Origin of the sequence: Bradyrhizobium sp. INPA03-11B, from assembly GCF_040446015.1 — a bacterium.
GTDB classification, from domain to species: domain Bacteria; phylum Pseudomonadota; class Alphaproteobacteria; order Rhizobiales; family Xanthobacteraceae; genus Bradyrhizobium; species Bradyrhizobium macuxiense_A.
Genome location: NZ_JASGSR010000046.1, coordinates 28,983 through 45,813, shown reverse-complemented (window position 1 = coordinate 45,813; position 16,831 = coordinate 28,983). Strand labels below are relative to the sequence as shown.

11 protein-coding genes and 1 pseudogene are annotated in these 16,831 nt (G+C 56.9%); 1 reads left to right on the top strand and 11 read right to left on the bottom strand.

What is annotated here, in order from left to right; genetic code table 11:
* Positions 1-541 precede the first annotated feature (541 nt).
* The 3 genes from QMZ05_RS20520 to QMZ05_RS20510 form a co-directional block, all read right to left on the bottom strand.
* Positions 542-1,330 carry an SDR family NAD(P)-dependent oxidoreductase gene (locus tag QMZ05_RS20520; protein WP_353702380.1) on the bottom strand — a complete coding sequence of 263 codons (789 nt, stop codon included), beginning with the start codon at positions 1,328-1,330 and terminating at the stop codon, positions 542-544.
* Complete coding sequence (locus QMZ05_RS20515; protein ID WP_353702379.1) at positions 1,305-1,757, bottom strand: hypothetical protein; 453 nt, start codon at positions 1,755-1,757, stop codon at positions 1,305-1,307. Before QMZ05_RS20515 ends, QMZ05_RS20520 begins: the two co-directional genes overlap by 26 nt.
* A 95-nt stretch (positions 1,758-1,852) precedes the next feature.
* Positions 1,853-3,148, bottom strand: a complete 1,296-nt coding sequence (locus tag QMZ05_RS20510; protein ID WP_353702390.1) for an aminotransferase class I/II-fold pyridoxal phosphate-dependent enzyme — start codon at positions 3,146-3,148, stop codon at positions 1,853-1,855.
* Between the two features lie 380 nt (positions 3,149-3,528).
* Here QMZ05_RS20510 and QMZ05_RS20505 point away from each other — a divergent pair, with 380 nt between their 5' ends.
* Positions 3,529-4,287, top strand: coding sequence for a hypothetical protein (locus tag QMZ05_RS20505; RefSeq protein ID WP_353702378.1), 759 nt, complete (start codon positions 3,529-3,531; stop codon positions 4,285-4,287).
* A gap of 735 nt (positions 4,288-5,022) precedes the next feature.
* On the opposite strand, the gene QMZ05_RS20500 is transcribed toward QMZ05_RS20505, so the two are convergent.
* The 8 genes and pseudogenes from QMZ05_RS20500 to QMZ05_RS20465 all read right to left on the bottom strand — a co-directional run bounded on the left by QMZ05_RS20500 (position 5,023) and on the right by QMZ05_RS20465 (position 16,094).
* On the bottom strand, positions 5,023-5,352 hold the full coding sequence (locus QMZ05_RS20500) for a hypothetical protein (protein WP_353702377.1): 330 nt from the start codon (positions 5,350-5,352) through the stop codon (positions 5,023-5,025).
* A 215-nt stretch (positions 5,353-5,567) separates the two neighbouring features.
* Complete coding sequence (locus QMZ05_RS20495) at positions 5,568-6,308, bottom strand: hypothetical protein (RefSeq protein ID WP_353702376.1); 741 nt, start codon at positions 6,306-6,308, stop codon at positions 5,568-5,570.
* 568 nt (positions 6,309-6,876) lie between these two features.
* The gene (locus QMZ05_RS20490; protein WP_353702375.1) at positions 6,877-7,767 is read right to left on the bottom strand and encodes a crotonase/enoyl-CoA hydratase family protein; all 891 of its coding nucleotides are present in this window, start codon (positions 7,765-7,767) and stop codon (positions 6,877-6,879) included.
* 42 nt (positions 7,768-7,809) lie between these two features.
* Positions 7,810-9,093: a diaminobutyrate--2-oxoglutarate transaminase gene (locus tag QMZ05_RS20485; protein WP_353702374.1), complete on the bottom strand. Its 1,284-nt coding sequence runs from the start codon at positions 9,091-9,093 to the stop codon at positions 7,810-7,812.
* 297 nt (positions 9,094-9,390) lie between these two features.
* Positions 9,391-10,334: pseudogene (locus QMZ05_RS20480) on the bottom strand (IS630 family transposase).
* A 918-nt stretch (positions 10,335-11,252) separates the two neighbouring features.
* Positions 11,253-13,697 (bottom strand): CoA transferase, encoded by a 2,445-nt coding sequence (locus QMZ05_RS20475; protein WP_353702373.1) that lies wholly within the window; start codon positions 13,695-13,697, stop codon positions 11,253-11,255.
* Positions 13,698-14,224: 527 nt separating this feature from the next.
* Positions 14,225-14,437, bottom strand: coding sequence for a hypothetical protein (locus QMZ05_RS20470; protein WP_353702372.1), 213 nt, complete (start codon positions 14,435-14,437; stop codon positions 14,225-14,227).
* An 808-nt stretch (positions 14,438-15,245) separates the two neighbouring features.
* A complete protein-coding gene (locus QMZ05_RS20465) occupies positions 15,246-16,094 on the bottom strand; it encodes an acyl-CoA thioesterase II (protein WP_353702371.1) in 849 nt (282 codons plus the stop codon).
* Positions 16,095-16,831 lie beyond the last annotated feature (737 nt).

Genomic DNA, 16,831 nt, shown 5'->3' with positions numbered 1-16,831 from the left:
CGATCTCACGCTTGCGTCATAGGCGTAGCGGAATACGGTCCGCTCTTCGATTTCACCGACAACCAGCCCTTTCGTGCGCCAACCACATAGCGATTATGTGCATCGGCAGAAGGAGGGGTATCAGCGGACCCATACCCAGCTTTCGATATCGGCAAGCATATGATACATCATTTGCTAGCAATTTGTTTGCGCCGCTCGGTGCATGAAGCCGCCAGCAAGACTTTACATGGTGAGACTGAGACACAGGCGAACCGGTCTGCGCGACCCGGACGGACACGATATCACAACCAACCCTCGCACTGCGAACTTGCAAGCAAGCAGCATTGTGCGATCGTAAGAGATCCGCACCGGGAAATAGCACTCGATCGCTCATTCTCAAGTCGATTGTCGGCGTCATAACGAGAGATGAGCAGCTTCGCCTTGCTCCGTCTTCGTGCACCATTCATACAAGATCAACAATGCGGGTGCTCCGACAAACGCGGCTCGGATATTCCACAAGGAACTTGGCGCGCATGCCTCTTTAACAATGCCGATGCAGGATTTAGGCGGCGAACTCGCCGCCGTTGATGTCGATAGTTGCACCGGTGATAAAGCCCGCCATCGGCGAAGCCAGAAACGCCGCAACGTGAGCGACCTCTTCAGCCGTTCCAAAGCGGCCGACCGGAATCCGGTTGAGAGCGGAGCGATTGACTGGGCTCTCGGGTGGTCCAGTCAAATCACTCAGCACCCGCCCAGGAGCGATGCAATTGACCGTAATACCGTGCGGAGCGAGATCTCGCGCAGCAGCGCGGGTTAATCCGACCAGCCCCGCCTTCGATGCGGTATAATGTGGCCCTGCGATCATTGGCATGGCGCGGCCCGCGAGCGATCCGACATTGATGATGCGTCCATAGCCCGTCGCAATCATCGTCGGCGCTAAAAGCCGTATGAGACTGAAGGGTCCATTAAGATTGACATCGATTACCCGGCCCCATTCCTCCAGGCTCGTCTGCGGCAGCCAGGGCGCACCCTGATCCGCGCGCTTAGGAGAGACGCCCGCATTGTTCACCAAAATCGCAATCTCGCCCCAACGTGCACGAATGCGCTCGACAAGTGCTCTCACCTCATTCGGTCGAGTAACATCAACCGCCTCGGCATAGACCTGCTCTTGCGAACAACGAAGAGCGTCCCGCGCCCGATCCACGTGCTCTGCATTTGTCGCCAAAAACGCCACTTGATGGCCGTCGCTCAAGAATCGGCGCACGATCTCAAGTCCAATCCCACGTGCTCCCCCGGTCACAAGAGCAACGCGCGCATCTCTTTTACTAGTTGGTTTTCCAGGTTTTAGCATAATCGTCGGTCACAAACGGCGCAAAGACTGATTCCGGGACTCGCGTCCCACCGGCATACACAGCGAGACTAGTCGTTGTCGACCCCCGATCCATTTTGACGGGCCGCGATAGCGAACCCCAGCCGGAGCCGTCGGATCTTCGGTTCCACCCGGTGCGCATCACCTTTTCCAGATCAACAATGGATTGCGCTTCTCCGATGAGGCACCAGATCGGGATCACATACAAGGTCGACGCTAGAATGGTTGAGAATGGCACTCGAGCGAACGCTCCGATAGAGAATTTGATTCCGCGCCAATCGGGCACCAGATCGAGTGGTGTTGTGATCGAGAACGACGAACGTTCGAGCGTGAGACAACGATCGAGCGGTCGATCGCCTCCTCCGGCTTCACCGACGTGACGACCATTCCTGATCGCTGATTTTTCCATTTCTTCGAAGACGAGATATTTTCGCCGAATGAATTGGCCGACAACTAGGACATATCTCAGTAGCCCATGAAATTCCCTCCACTGAATCGCGAGTATCACATCGAAGGACTGACCGATGCCGCTGTCTGCTTACCTGTTGCGTCGGACACCCTTTCCAAGATGCAATGACATAGCCGCTCTATATCGGTGACTTCGTGATCGGCAGTTATGCATACCCGAATCCCTGCCATACCTTGCGCGACCGTCGGGAAGAAAGTCACCGACGTATAGAAGCCAGCATCAAGAAGCTCTCTGGCGATCGCAATAGCTTTGGCTTCAGATCCGACAAAGATCATTCTGATTGGAAGAGAATTGCCTTGCTCAACGGTTGAGACATAGCGGTCAAAGACCTCGATCCGTTGCGCCAACCGCTTCTGCCGTTCGCCGAGTTCTTCCGAGCGGTGAATTCTGCACGAGCCAAGCGCCGCACCAACCGCCGCTAGGTTCGGCCCCACGGAGAATGCGTAGGGAATGGAATAGCGCCGTAACAGAGCCTCGTGTTCGCCTGTTCCAAGCATCAACATGCCGCCCGAAGCGCCGAAGCCCTTCGCCAACGAGGCTGCTATGATCGTGCGTTGACCCAGCACTTTCGGAAACTGAGAGCGAGCAAATCCTTCGCCATTGCGTCCGAACAAAGATATCCCGTGAGCATCGTCGATATAGAGGAAGAGCCCATACCGTTCCTGGAGCCGGCGCAATTCCTTAACGGGCGCAGTCCCTCCTCCCATTGAATAAACACCATCGCACACATACGCGACCACCGGATGCTCGCGGCACAAGTGTTCAAGCGCTTCGATATCATTGTGCGCAATCGTTTCGACCCGCGTTTCATCAGCGATCACCGGCTTGTGGTAGGCGAGCGAAATATGCGCGATGCGATCAAACACAACGACCGGCTTTATACCGCCTGTCAATTGGCCTGACGCAAGAAGAGGCATAGCACCAAAATTTGCAAGCATGACAGTGGAAAAGGCAAGCACGCGCGCGCAGAAGAGCTCCGAGAGGGCTGTTTCCAGCTCCGCTATAAGATCAAAATTCAACCGAGTTCGTGCACAGGACCAGTGCAATGAATTATGCGCCTGGATTGCCTCCATTGCCCCAGCCACAACGAAGGGATGATTATCGAGCCCCAGATAGGAGCACCGAACGAAATCAATTACCTGCGATCGACTATCAAGCGGACCGGTGCCCCAAGCAATGCCGCGCCCGATCGTTGAACGGCCGTGGACAGCCATGAGACCGGCCGCGTGGGCAGCGTCAAAATGCGGGCTGGACCTGTTGACTACGTAGGCGGTGTTCCGAAAACGGCCGGCGGGCCTGTCTTCGTTGGAGAGCTGGGCTTCCTGTTGCATTTCTTTCTCCATTTCATCCACCAGCATCGGCACCCGAGCACGTCCCTGAGTTGGCACGAAACGGGTGTTGACGATATCCGGCCGAACGGAGGTTCAGATCTCACGGGCAGCTCAATCGCGCCCCTAGTTCAATCAGTAAATCACTAGCTACGTCGCTTCGGCAGCTACCACATCAGATAGGACTAGACTTCTTAACGAGCGTAGCGATAACGCCGCTGCCCGGAAGCCGTTCTCACGGGACAGACGCCGCCCAAATCGATGTGACCTGTCAATCGTCTCTGACTGTACGCATGTCGATGCTACTGTCGGCAGATTATCCTGCTCACGGATTCCTTCCGCGAATGGACGCCGCACGTGCTCAGCGACGATAACCATCGACGTTGGCGCCAGACTTCTACCTGGCGCGCAAACCCTTACGCCGCACCAAAATACCAACCTACATGAATTGTTCCAGTGTTCTGTCCGGCCAGTTCGTCGTACAATTAGTGCATCGGTCTGTGGGTCCTGAAGGCGATGCTGAGGAAATCCAGCGGCGAACACACGCAGCTCACGGCCATAAGACGATCGGGCTCGCGGCGGCGCTGGCACCGCGATCGTCGATCGTGCTGCCCTGCGAGCGTGAACCGAGTAACATCGCCTTGGCGAGGCGACCTGGCGTTGGCGCCCATACGATCGATAAATGGCGCAATCGCTTCATCGCAAATCGTGTCGGGGTCTTCTACGGCGAGATCCGCACCGGCAAGCCACGCACGGTTGAGGCTGCGGCCGAGCTGATCACCAAGACACTCGCTCCGAAGGCCGACCTATTGGAGCGTGCTCGCCATCGCCAAAGAGACTGGACTTTGCCAAAATCACCGCTCATCGCCTATTCTAACTTTTCGGTCTGTAGCCTCGTCGTACGCGCAGCTTCAAGCTCTCGACCGATACCCTTCTTTTTCGAGAAGCTGCGCGAAGTGGTCGGGCTCGATCTCAACCCGCCTGACAAGGGCGTGGCGCTTTGTGTCCCAACTTCGGGCGCTGGAACGACCCCAGCCCATGCTTCCTATGGGGTTCGGCTACATCGAAGGTGTTACCCCGACTACCGGCGTCATGGCATCTCATGTTTGCCGACCTCGACGTGCTTGATGGCGCAGTCATAGCTCAATGCAACCCGGCCATCGCCATTAACGGTTCCTCGCCTACCTGCATCACATCGAAGCTAGTGTGCCGGCCCAACTGGAGATCCATCTCGTTGTCGGCAGCTGCTCAGCCAGAAGCCTCGCAAGTCAGGACATGGCTCGCCCGCCGGCCGCGTTGGCACATTCACGCCAAACTACACCTCCTGGTTCGAGCAGGTCGACGGCTTCTTCGCGCTCTCACCCAACGCGACGTCCGGCGATCATCGTTCGTTTCCAACGTCTCATCAAAGCGCCATCTTATCTGCACCAAAATGCAACTTCACGACCGCCGATTCCACCCTCCAGAACTCACGTTATTTGTCAGCTAATTTTCTGGGGCAGAAATTAGATCACAGACGCATTTCAGCGATAATTACCTCGGAGATAAAGCGCTAGAAAGTATTCGGTATGTCGCAATCTGGTCTCACTGACGGCTACCGCGGAGCTAAGGACACCTGAGGGTCCCAACTCCCGAACGTGATTGAGACCATCGTGGGCCCGGCTCAAGTGCCCTGTACTCGAAACGGTTTCGAGTAATTGGGCAAGACGCAACTAGTGGCTCGCGAAGTTCGTTAACGTAGGGGGCTGCCCACGCTATTCTCATTTACTCCCGAAAGCCCACCGCGGAAGAGATCCTTTCCTTCATGACGTAATCATTCGACCCTGGCTCGGCGGGCAGCAGATCTATACCTCCGCCGATTAGGACCTCATCCACAACTAGGTCGCGAGCATTGCGCCACCTAGCGCCATCTGAAAGCAGCTCTTCGTCGGTCTTTCGCTTCGCGGCTTGGATAGATTTGATGATGACGAGATTATGCCGACTGCCTCAGTCCCCAAATTAACGAAGCGAACACGCTCAATCCGCGGACTCCGGCCGCAAAGTAGTTCGGCGAGTTCAATCTCGCGCTCCGTTGGATTTGCGAAACAGCTTCCACGCTGAATTTGCTGGGTTAGCACCTCTACGACAGGCCTGAAGACGTGACCATGGATTAGGGTTGTGAAGTCGCCATTGAGGTCTACGAATCGTCGCCCGTCGGCAGCAGCCACGGTTGCGCCGAGGACTCCAGTGCATTTTTTCTCCGATGATCATTGCTCGAGTAAGGCCCCTCGCGCCGCATTTCCGTGCGTTTATCTGCGATGGCGCCATCGTAAATGACGCGACGTGTGGCGCCGCAGACGAGGTTGGTCTTCGCCGATTAGCGCCGAGTTTTAGGGCTAGCATTGGCGCAGATGCATATAGCCACTTAAATACGCGTAACCACTTAAATACGTGCCGATCGTACCGGCGAAGACGATAACGATGAACGAAACCCGTCTCTATCCCGAGACTCAACCTGACTCCTTAACTCCTCGCCCGTTAGCCAGATCAGCCAATCCTCCTCCGCAATTTTTTCTTTTGCCAATTGTAGCACTGCCCCGCCCGGTTCATGATGCAGCATCTCATACTGTGCAACGAGTCCCTTATCGAGAGAAAAGTGCGCTACAAGTGCGCACAAGAAGTCAGGAGCCCACATCGCAAAAGAGACGCCGTGCGCTATTCCCGCTGCGATCTTGGCCATGCCCTGTCCTCTAAAGTCGGGACGAACCCAAAGATCGCCATGGTAGGCTACTTTCCCGGTAATCTGCGTTGCGCTCGGTGCTCTACAAATACAACGGTCTTCAGCATGTGCATATAACGCCGGATCAGTGTAAAACGCTTTCAGCGATTGAAAGTGTTCTGCGAAGTTGCTGTGCGATAAGTCAAATAGTCGCGCAGCATCTGAAAGCGCGACCTGATCATGCTTGTCGACGCCTATGATCCAATACCCCTGCCCCGATTCAATTGGTGAGCAATCTGGCCGGAACGTTGGATACGTCTGGCCCTTTGTTGGAGTTGCCCGCATGGTCGAGACGTACTCGCGAAAGTCGAATCCTATCGAAAGCTTGATGCCTTTTTTGGCGGCGGCATCGTCATAAACTTGAAGGAAGCGTGCGACTTGTAGCGGATTAACTGCACTTGTCATTTCCGCACCTTCCTATTTTCGGTGAGCTAGTCTATGCGACGAACCGGTTATTGATGATACGGCAACAACGCACGATCGCGACACCACCTACTCTGGTAGGGTTGGAGTTTTCGGCATTCAGCGGATCGCTCTTGAGCACCACCTCTGCCCGGAGCAGATCATGTCGGCGAACCAGCTGGAGAACTTCGTAACGTTTGTCGAGCAGCCGTCTTCGATAAATAAGGCGCTATGAGCCCGAAGCGGCCATCCAAGATCAAGCAAGTCGAGAGGTGCTAGGATCACCGCACCTTTCCCGATCAGATGAAGGACGTTGAGACACTCAATGTCGCAAAACTGGCGCAGATCACGACGCACAACGCTGGCTACCTCGAAGAGGTGCTGATCTGATGGGCGCAGCTCGCCCAGTTCGGAGTGTCGGGTTGAGGAGAAGCGGGAATTCGACCTTTATCGATCTCAGTGAGAGCGCAAGATTGTCATGTGACTTTGTTCTTCGAGAATGACCCCGACAACGTGCAAAGTGCGGCTCTACGGCTCAAGCTTCGCTGAGGCAAACGGACAGACGTCGTTATCACTTGTATACTCGCTCCGCCCACCATGGAAAGAACTCCGGCATATCAACCGACACCTTATCATTGAACATCGGGGGGCGTTTTTCCAAGAACGCCATCACCCCCTCTTTGGAGTCGGCGGAACGGCCGCGCGTATAAATAGCGCGACTGTCAATCTTGTGCGCCTCCATAGGATCATCAGCGCCGAGCATGCGCCACATCATCTGCCGGATCAGGGCAATCGATACGGGCGCGGTCTTCTCGATAAACTCGCGGGCGAGCGCGCGCGCGGTGGGCAGCAGTTGCTCCGGCGGAACCACCTTACTAACCAGCCGGCCAGCCAAGGCTTCCTGCGCTGGGAAAACGCGTCCACTGTAACACCACTCCAGCGCCTGCGCGACACCGACGATGCGCGGGAGGAACCAAGTTGAGGCAGCCTCCGGCACAATACCACGCTTGGAGAACACAAAGCCAAAGCGCGCGGTTTCGGCCGCAATGCGGATGTCCATCGCGAGCGGAATGGTTATGCCCATACCGACCGCCGGACCATTCACCGCCGCAATTATAGGCTTCAGGAATTTGAAGATCCGCAACGTAAGACGGCCGCCGCCGTCGCAGACGCTCTGGTCGCTGTAATCCACTGTACCATCGGATAGACGTTTCACTGGCCCGCGCTGCGCATCGATGTCGAATATATCGGCCCCCAGAGAAAGATCGGCTCCCGCGCAAAAGGCGCGACCTTCGCCTGTAACGATAACTGCTCGCACATCATCGTCGTTCTCTGCGCAATCGAACGCGTCCATCAGCTCCCGGTGCATGGTACCGCTGAAGGCGTTGAGCTTCTCGGGGCGGTTCAAGGTGATGGTAAGGATCTGCTCGGCGACTTCATACTTTATGGTCTCGTAGGTCATAGTTATTCTCCTTCACGATCTGGGTATAATTGCGCTCTCAAGTCAGCGCTCTCTGAGTGCTTCAAATAACGATTCCTCGAATATCTCGAGGCCTTGACTTAACGTCTCACAATCAATCGTGAGTGGAGGCCAAAACTTCACGACCTGGTCGGCAGATCTGCATCGTTCGACCATTAGCCCTTTTTCGAAAGCCTTGCGTGTAGCCGCCTCTGCGATTTCGGTCATTTGGCAGTCAAGCCCGAGGGCCATCCCCCGTCCTCGAACAGAACAACTGGCACCTTGCTCGGAGGAGATGGCCTCAAGTCGGCGTCGCATAAATCGTCCCATACGCTGAATGCCATCCGAAAAAGCTGGACTACGCCAATAAAGATTTATAGCTGCGGTCGCAGATACAAGAGCAAGGTTATCTCCAGGAAACGTGTCAGTGTGCTCTCCTGGACGCCACGCATCGAGTTCTTCCTTGATCAGCAACATCGACAGCGGAAGACCGTAGGCGCTTAGCGACTTCGACATTATGATAATGTCCGGCGACAGTGCCGCGAACTCGAAACTGAAGAATTCGCCTGTGCGACCACACCCCATCAGGATGTCGTCAATGATGAAAAGAGCGCCTACATTTTTTGCGATCGCCTGAACTGACTGCAACCACTCCTTGCTAGCTACGCTTACACCACCATTCCCTCGCACAGTTTCGACAAGAATAGCAGCTGGACTATCGATGCCACTGCTCTCTTCTATTAACATTTTTCTCAGGTAATCGGCGGTATCAACAGTATCTCCAAGACAGCCATCATATGGCATCGAAGTTGCGGCCGATGAAGAAGCGTTGCAGGCTGCGCGATAAAGACGATTTCCTTTTTCCGCAATCGCTCTTATGGCCATCCCATGATGTCCATTAGAGAATGAAATAATATTCTGACGTCCAGTTATTTTGCGTGAGAACCTTAGAGCGGCATCAACAGCATTAGCATCTGTTGGCCCCGTGAAGTAGAATCGGTGTTTAAGATTGCGTCCCCGCAGTATGATGGAGCTAAACGTCTCCATAAATTTGAGCTTTGCGGGAGTGTCCATATAAAGGCCGTGGACTACAGCGTCTGCCGCGAGATAGTCTGTTAGAGCTGATCTGATCTCGTGATTATTATGGCCATAATTGAGTGCACCGGCACCGGCAAAGAAATCAATAACCTTTCGACCAGTTTCCGTTAACAGAATGGAGCCGCGCGCTCGACTGAAAGTGGCTGGAAACGAATAGCAGCACGAGCGAACGTTTGATTCTAGGGCCGCGAGAACTTCCATTTTGCGCCGCTCGCTATTCCCTCCGCTCATGGTGGTCTCCTCTACAATAGTTCAGCGAACAAGCAGGCATCTGGTGTCGAGCTGTAGATACGGCGAGCGGAACGTCCACTGGTCTCGGCGGATGTTACACCTGTGGGTCTCCACTTACCTCAGAACGGGGAAGCAACGGACCTACTAAAGCTGTTAGTATCTGCGAACGGTCGTCTTCTGTAATTTGCGCCCCCGCATAAATCTCCACACGCTGGCCACGGCGCCGTCGATTCGGAGCTCCGACTTCTGATCGACAGATCGGCAGATAGGGATTCGTCAATCTAGAGCGTGCTGTGTTTATACGGAAACATAGCCTGACTTTTTGAGATAGTTGGCGCATTCCTTGTTGGAGAAGAGATCGAGGAGTTCGCCGACCTTTCGCCAAGTCGTCTCGACGTCACGGGGCTGTGCGGCTCGCATCAGGTGTTTGAGTTTGGCGAAGACCTGCTCGATCGGGTTGAGGTCGGGACTGTAGGGCGGCAGGAAGAGCAGATGCGCTCCCGTGGCGCGGATGGCGTTGCGGGCCGCTTTGCCCTTGTGACTGCCGAGATTGTCGAGGATGACGAGCTCACCCTTTGCCAAGGTAGGCGCCAGTACCTGTTCGGCATAGAGGGTGAACAACTCGCCATTGATGGGGCCGTCGATGACCCACGGCGCACTGATCCGGTCATGACGCAGCGCCGCGATGAAGGTCATGGTCTTCCAATGGCCGAAAGGCGCGGATGCTTGGAGACGCTGCCCGCACGGCCCCCAGCCGCGCAGCGGCGCCATGTTGGTCTTGATCCACGTCTCATCGATAAAGACCAGGCGCGAGGCGTCGATCCTGCCCTGGTGGGCCTTCCAGCGCGTCCGTTTACGCGCGATGTCGGGGCGGTCTTGTTCGACCGGCCGCATCGTTTTTTTTGAAGCTCAGCCCTTCGGCGTGAACAAACGTCCATACCGCCCGTACGTCTGTCTTGATCCCGCGCGCCGCCAGCTCCTGTGTCAAGCTTCCGCAAGGTGAACGGCCCCGAGCGAAGGCGTTTGCGCAGCCAGTCGGCATTGGCGCCGGACAAAACCGGCTTCTTGTGACCGCCGATCTTGCCAGGCGAAACGCCATCAGTCTCCCGCCTCAGGTTCTTCCACCTCGTCACACAGGAGGGGCTTATCCGAAGCGCTTCTGCAATCGAACGGACCGTCTCGCCAGCATCAGCTCGAGCCAGTGCACGTTCGCGAATGTCTTCCGAATAGGGACGCGTCATCCATGCTGGCCCCCGTTCCCCAGCATGGAGTTTGAATCAGAAATCCCCCCAGATGGGAATCCCGATTCCGGTAAAAAACAACATGCTCTCTAGTGTTGCATCGGTTTCGGGTATCCTGAGCGAAGGTGATACCGATGCGTACCGGACGTCCGAAGGCGATTCTGACGATTTCCGGCGACGAACGCCCGACCGGCGATAACACGATCGCGCTCGCTGCGGCGCTGACGTTGCGAGCCGAGAGCGTGCTGGCTTGCGAACGTGAGCTGATCAACATCGACGTAGCGACGCGGCTTGGTGTCGGCCCCCATACGATCGGCAAATGGCGCAATCGCTTCATCGGAGAGCGCTTCGAGGGTCTCTACGACGAGATGCACACTGGCGGACCACGCACGGTTGAGGATGAAAATGTGGCCGAACTGATTATCAAGACACTCGCTCGCAAGCCAACGCCATGTCCCATTGGAGCGTTCGCGCCATCATCAAAGAGACGGGAATGCCAAAAGCACCGCTCATCGTTCTATTCCGACTCTTCGGCCTCCAGCCTCACCGTACCGTCGGCTTCAAACTCTAGGCCGCTCCCTTCTTTGGCAAAGACGCCGCGCGAGGTGGTCGGGCTCTATCTCAATCCGCCTGATAAGGCCGTGGGGCTCTGCGACGGTGAGAACTGTCAAACTTCAGGCGCCCGAACGAACCCAGCCCATGCTTTCTATGGGGGCTCGGCTACATCGAGGGTGTCACCCGGTACTACCAGCGTCACGGCACGCCCTCCTATGTGCCGCCCCCTACGTGCTCGACGGCGAAATCATCGCTCAATGCAAACCCGCCATCGCCACGATGGATCGTTCGTTTCCTCCGCCGACCTCATCAGAAAGAGCCGCTTTATCTGTCCGAGACAGAACTCGCCTATGTCGTCGCTTATCAGCCTGACGACGCTTTTGGTCTTGCGGTATCTTCTTCGGAGAGCATGCCCGTACCGATGATACCCTCCCTCACCAATTCTGCGATCTCGGCGTCGGAGAGCCCGAGAAGCCCCGATAGGATCTCTCTGTTGTGCTGTCCGAGCGTGGGCGCCCCTGCGCGGATCGCACTGGGCCCCATAGCGTCGCGAATCGGCATCGAGGGTTGCGGATGCCGGCCCATGAATGCGTGTTCCACTTGTTGCAGAAATGCGCGCGACTTAAGATGCCGGTCCTTGAGCAGGTCAATTGGCATGCGGGCGACGCCGGCCGCAACCTTTGCGGCTTGCAGCTCAGACATGGCCTGGTCCGCGTCGCGGGCGAGCGTCCAAGCTTCGATAGCTCTCTCGATCACATTCTCGATGCCGCGGCGAGCTGTTACAGATTTCAGCGATTCATCCGTGGCCAAGTCCGGTCGGTCAATAACCAGCGCAAGCCTCAGCCACATGTCATCGTCGGTCGCGGCTACTATGATCCAGTTGTCCTCGCCCGCACATCGGAAGCAGCCATGTGGCACGAACTGCGGATGTCGACTTCCGTATCTCGTCGGCGGCATACCGCTGATCGAATGGACAGTGATCCATGGAGCCGCAAACGGCATCATGCACTCAATCAGCGCAAGATCAATGAACTGTCCTTGTCCGGTATTACGAGCATGAATCAGTGCTACCAGAACTGCAGCGCAGCCGTTCAACCCACCGACGGCATCTCCGAAAGCAAAGTGGCTCATCACGGGTGGCCCGTCGGCGTTTCCTATCACGCTCGGCAATCCCGAGCCTTGCTCGAGAGTAGAACCGTAGGCCCGACAATCGCGGCGGACACTGTTGGAGCCAAATGCCGACATCGACATCATGACCAGCTGCGGGCTGAGCGTTCTGAGTACGTCGTAACCAAGCCCGAGCTTCGGCAGCACATCGGCCGAGTAATTGTCGACGACAATATCAGCTCCCGCTACGAGCCGCTTGGCAAGAGCGAGACCTTGCACCCGCGTCAGGTCAAGTGTGATGCCGCGCTTGTTGCGATTCATGATGCAGAAACCTGGCATCATTTCGTACATCTTACTGTCGACGTAGGCAGAGCGCCGATCAACGCCGCGCCACCAATCCGGGTACTGAATGGCTTCGATCTTGATAACATCGGCACCGAGATCAGCCAGTGTGCGCGTACATAATGGGCCAGCCCAGCCCATCGTGAAGTCGATTACGCGAACTCCTTCCAATGGCGCCCGATCCGCATGGATGCAGCCGGACGCCCCCAATATCGGGCCGGTCAGGTGTCTTCGGGTATTGGCCAAAGGCTGAAGCTCGCCGGGAGCCGGAACCTTTCCACCCCGGCGCGGCGGCGTTAACGTCAGCCGCTGCATTGAGCCAGCGGTCAACCCCTCTTCTTCGCCAAACAGTACCGGCACAATTGCCCCGCGTACCTTCTTCTCCGAATCCTGGAGCAGATCGGATATTTCGGGTACCCAAACGATCGGAATCTTGCGCTTCAATCCCTCCGCAAACCACTCCTGCGCGGTCCGCGCCTTCAACCCCGGCATGAAATGACGCTCGATCTGCTCGATCTGCTTCAGACGACCAGGGCTCAGGATCAGAGCCGGATCATCACGCAATTCGGACAAGCCTAGCATGTCGCAGAATGCGCGCCACTGAGCTGGCGTGCCTGTCGTGATGCCGATCCAACCTCTTTTGGTTTCGTAAATGCTGGCCGGAAAGGTCGGCCAGAATCGGTTAATGCCAATTCGCTGCATCACGCCGCCGTGCGCAAACGCCTCAAACGTGTGATACTCGCTGAGTGTGAGAGTTGATTCAAAGATGCTGATCGACCACGACCGCCCGGCCCCACCGTGCATTTGCGCGATTACCGAAGAAGCTGCGGCAATGAAGCCCCAAAGGCCGGTAAGGATGCCCGTCTGGAAATCCGGTGCGTGCAACGGCGGCCCCTCGGCCGGTCCGACCAGCTTGATGAGCCCGGCCAACGCGCGGATGGTCGAATCGGTTGCGGTGAAGCCCGCATAGGGCCCCTCCTGGCTGAACCAACTCGCTTCGAGGCAGATCAACTCGGGGCGCCGCTTACGGATCGCCGCAATATCAATCGTCGGGCAGTCCGCGCGATTAACATTGCGGCCATCGACTAGAATGTCGCAGTCCCCGATCAGTGCTGTCAGCCGTGTGATCGCGTTCGGGTCATCGCGTTCCAAGATGACGCTTGATTTGTTGAAGTTCAGGAATGCGAACCATGCGCTCTGGCCACCGGGCGTCAGTGGCGCGCTGCGACGAAGTGGATCGCCTGCCGGCGGCTCGATCTTCTGAACATCCGCGCCAAAATCGGCAAACAGTCGCGCGCAATAGCTGGTTGCGGCCGCGCTACCGATCTCAACAACCCGCAAATGTGATAACGCTTCCATCGAGGGCTCCTTCCCGACCACGCTGATGCTCCGGACCATTCTCAACTGGTCATGTGAGCCTGTGGTCACCGCGAGCGCGGCGTTGCTTATCGGCACCGATACGCAAGCGTTTGTGACTGGCGGCAGTACGAGAACCGCACGCATAGCACCGCCGCTTCTTCGCCGGAACGACGATCCTGTAGATTCGAAAACCGAAGCAACGGATACGGCTTTCTGCCTCTGGCATTGCGTTCCCCAACTTTCCTTCTGTAATATTCTCCGCGCTCAGACCAACCGCTGACCTCCCCTTCCTTGCGAAGGCCATCTTTTTTCCGCTGATTCGCCGGTTGGCCACGCCGCTGAATACGAAGACGCATGAAAGGCGCGCCTGATCATTGACTGTGCACCAAGGCCAAAGCCCTTGCACGGCACAAGACTCCGAACTAGCGGCCCCTTCGGGGTCACCCCCGTAACGAACAATCGGGAGACATGAATTAACGACTGAATCCTTTGCGCCTCGGACGCCACCATGGAGCCGCGCGTACTGCTCAGGCATTTGATCGGCGGGGCGAACGTGCGGCTTTGCCTCCTGCAGCGGAGTCGATCGCGCCGAGCTCATTGTTCTGAAAGCGCTCTAGTGGTGCCACGGCCGGAGAAAGCGATCCGCTGCTGGATTTCATTTGCTGCATTTCAATCTCGATTCTGATCTGCGAAAAACGTCTGCCAAGAATACGCGATCGGTCGCTCAGATAAATCAGCACGAGAGCGCGGCTTGGCCGCCATTGCTCCAATCTGGGGCGTTTCTGTACGCCGGGGTTCGATCGGCTACCGTAGTTGAAACGGACTAAACCATGGCTACGTCGGTCGGGCAGCTACCAAAACAAATAGGCTAGAGAGCGTAGCATCCGTTCGTGCTAGCGGCGTCGGTTCCAACTGGTCGAAAGTTCTTCTTCGCGACCTTTGGTCGATGCGATTGTAAAGGCAGCCGTAACTTCTCCCTATCGCTGCACGGCAGGGCCAGACGAAAGCCGCCTCCGCTCGTCCTCTCGGTTACCGCGTCAGATGCAGTGTTCATCCAGCAGGCGGCCCCTGGTGGCTAGCGTCTTGCGTGCGCGTGTCAAACGACCAGAGGACTCCTTCACTGGCCGACGCCGATCGTTGCGCGGCATTGCTTTACTGTGGCCAACCTCGACTTCGGCGAGCGAGGCGCAGGGATCAGCAACCGCGAGGCGCTGGTCTAGCGCGCACTGTACTGGCTTGTCATCAGTTGGTTTGTCCCCGACGTCGAACGGACAGCAAGTGGGGTTGAGTCTTTCGGCTTCGCAGCGCGTCCATTTTGGATGAAATGTCCTAACCTTCGATCATCGTGAAGATGGCCAGGTCTGGTCTACAGCGCAAGTCCGCTGATCTACGGCAAGATTCAGGAGATGCGGCGCTCTGGATCATCTCTGGAGCACGATCCTAGCCGTCACCGCAGGAAAATTCATCATCCCGATTCCCCGCCGGCTATTGCGCTGACAATGTTGCAGAACGATTGCGCGGGACCCCTGGCCCTCGCATGAAACATCGTCACCGCCGCTCGCGCACCGAGCCCTCCTGCGCGACAGAGGCAACCAGCGTGCCGTCGGACTTGAAAATCAGACCGCGCGTGAGTCCGCGCCCGCCGTGCGCGCTCGGCGAATCCTGGGCATAGAGCAGCCATTCGTCGGCGCGGAACGGGCGATGAAACCACATTGCGTGGTCGAGGCTTGCCGTCACCATACAGCTGTCGAACAGAGTGCAACCGTAACGAGCAAGAGCTACGTCTAGCAGCGAGAAATCCGAGGCATAGGCCAGCGCGCACAGATGCAGCGCTTGATCGTGGGGCAACTTTGTGGCGATTTTGATCCACACATGAAAGCGGCCGTCTTCGATCTTCTGACCAGTATAACGGCCGGTCTCGACCGGGCTCAACTCGATCGCATAGTAGTGGCGAATGAATTCCGGTTTTTCGGGAAATATCGTCCGGTTCAATCCCTCCTCGGTGGCGAGTCTTCGCGGCGGCTGCACATCTGGCATTTTATCTTGGTGATCGAAAGCGCCCTCCTCTTCGGCATGCAACGATACCATGATGGAGGAGATCGCGTTGCCATGCTGGATCGCGGTGACACGCCGAGTTGAATAGCTCTTGCCGTCACGCAGCCGTTCGACTCGATAAATGATTGACACCTCTGGATCCCCGGCGAGCGTGAAATTGCAATGCAGCGAATGCGGCAGTCGACCCTCTACCGTGCGACATGCCGCGACCATTGCCTGCCCGATCACCTGCCCGCCGAATACCCGCTGCGAGCCGGTCTTCGGAGTTTTGCCGCGAAACAAATTCATCTCAATCGGCTCGACGTCGAGAATGGCGAGCAGGTCGATCTGGCTTTGGGACATTGGATCCTTTCGATTTATTTTGCGTCACTCCGAGTATGACAAAATAGCGAGTTCGAGAATGCGGAGATTCCAGCGTTGCCTCTTTGGAGTTGTCCCGAGTGTCGGTGCGCGCCCTTAGATTTCAGTTATATGTTACGCGTCTGAGGACCGAACAAGCTATCAAATGGAGTAGCCGCCCTTAACCGGGTTCCATCTATGACAATAAAATCGAGAAGCTTCGTTCGAACTCCTGGGTCGGGACCGGTCGTGACGATTCTTCCGCTGTAGCCATTCGACATGCCGCAAAGACCGATATGCCAGTCTTGGCATGAGCCGTTCGGTGGAGGCACAACGATCGCCAATGCCATGCTTGATACCAAGGCAGGAAGGTGACTCCTATCGTCGTGTCGAGGTAATCAAGGGCGGAGCGGCGGCGGCGGGTGGACGGGAGAAGGCCCGGACCGTGGTGGAGAGCTTGAGGAGGGGCGAACATCTCCGAGGTGGCGCGGCGCAATGGCGTTAACCCGGAGGCTGCTCAAGGTGTGGCAATACAAGGTTGCGGCAGCGGTGGCCGGCAAGGCGCCCAGCTTCGCGCCCGATCCAAATTGGTGCCGAAAGCGGTGGTGGTATAGCCGGCAAGTCCGAGCGCATTTCGCCGGCATAGACGAGGCCGCTGCACCGGCCACCAAGCTCCTCGGGTCATCCGAGGTCGAGTGAGTGGGGCGCGTGTCCAGCTCGAGCCGGGAGCTGGCGAAGCT

Coding starts and splice junctions, on each gene's coding strand:
- QMZ05_RS20520 (WP_353702380.1), bottom strand. CDS start 1,330: ATGCTAAAACCTGGAAAACCAACTAGTAAAAGAGATGCGCGCGTTGCT.
- QMZ05_RS20515 (WP_353702379.1), bottom strand. CDS start 1,757: ATGGAAAAATCAGCGATCAGGAATGGTCGTCACGTCGGTGAAGCCGGA.
- QMZ05_RS20510 (WP_353702390.1), bottom strand. CDS start 3,148: ATGCAACAGGAAGCCCAGCTCTCCAACGAAGACAGGCCCGCCGGCCGT.
- QMZ05_RS20495 (WP_353702376.1), bottom strand. CDS start 6,308: ATGACAAGTGCAGTTAATCCGCTACAAGTCGCACGCTTCCTTCAAGTT.
- QMZ05_RS20490 (WP_353702375.1), bottom strand. CDS start 7,767: ATGACCTACGAGACCATAAAGTATGAAGTCGCCGAGCAGATCCTTACC.
- QMZ05_RS20485 (WP_353702374.1), bottom strand. CDS start 9,093: ATGAGCGGAGGGAATAGCGAGCGGCGCAAAATGGAAGTTCTCGCGGCC.
- QMZ05_RS20475 (WP_353702373.1), bottom strand. CDS start 13,697: ATGGAAGCGTTATCACATTTGCGGGTTGTTGAGATCGGTAGCGCGGCC.
- QMZ05_RS20465 (WP_353702371.1), bottom strand. CDS start 16,094: ATGTCCCAAAGCCAGATCGACCTGCTCGCCATTCTCGACGTCGAGCCG.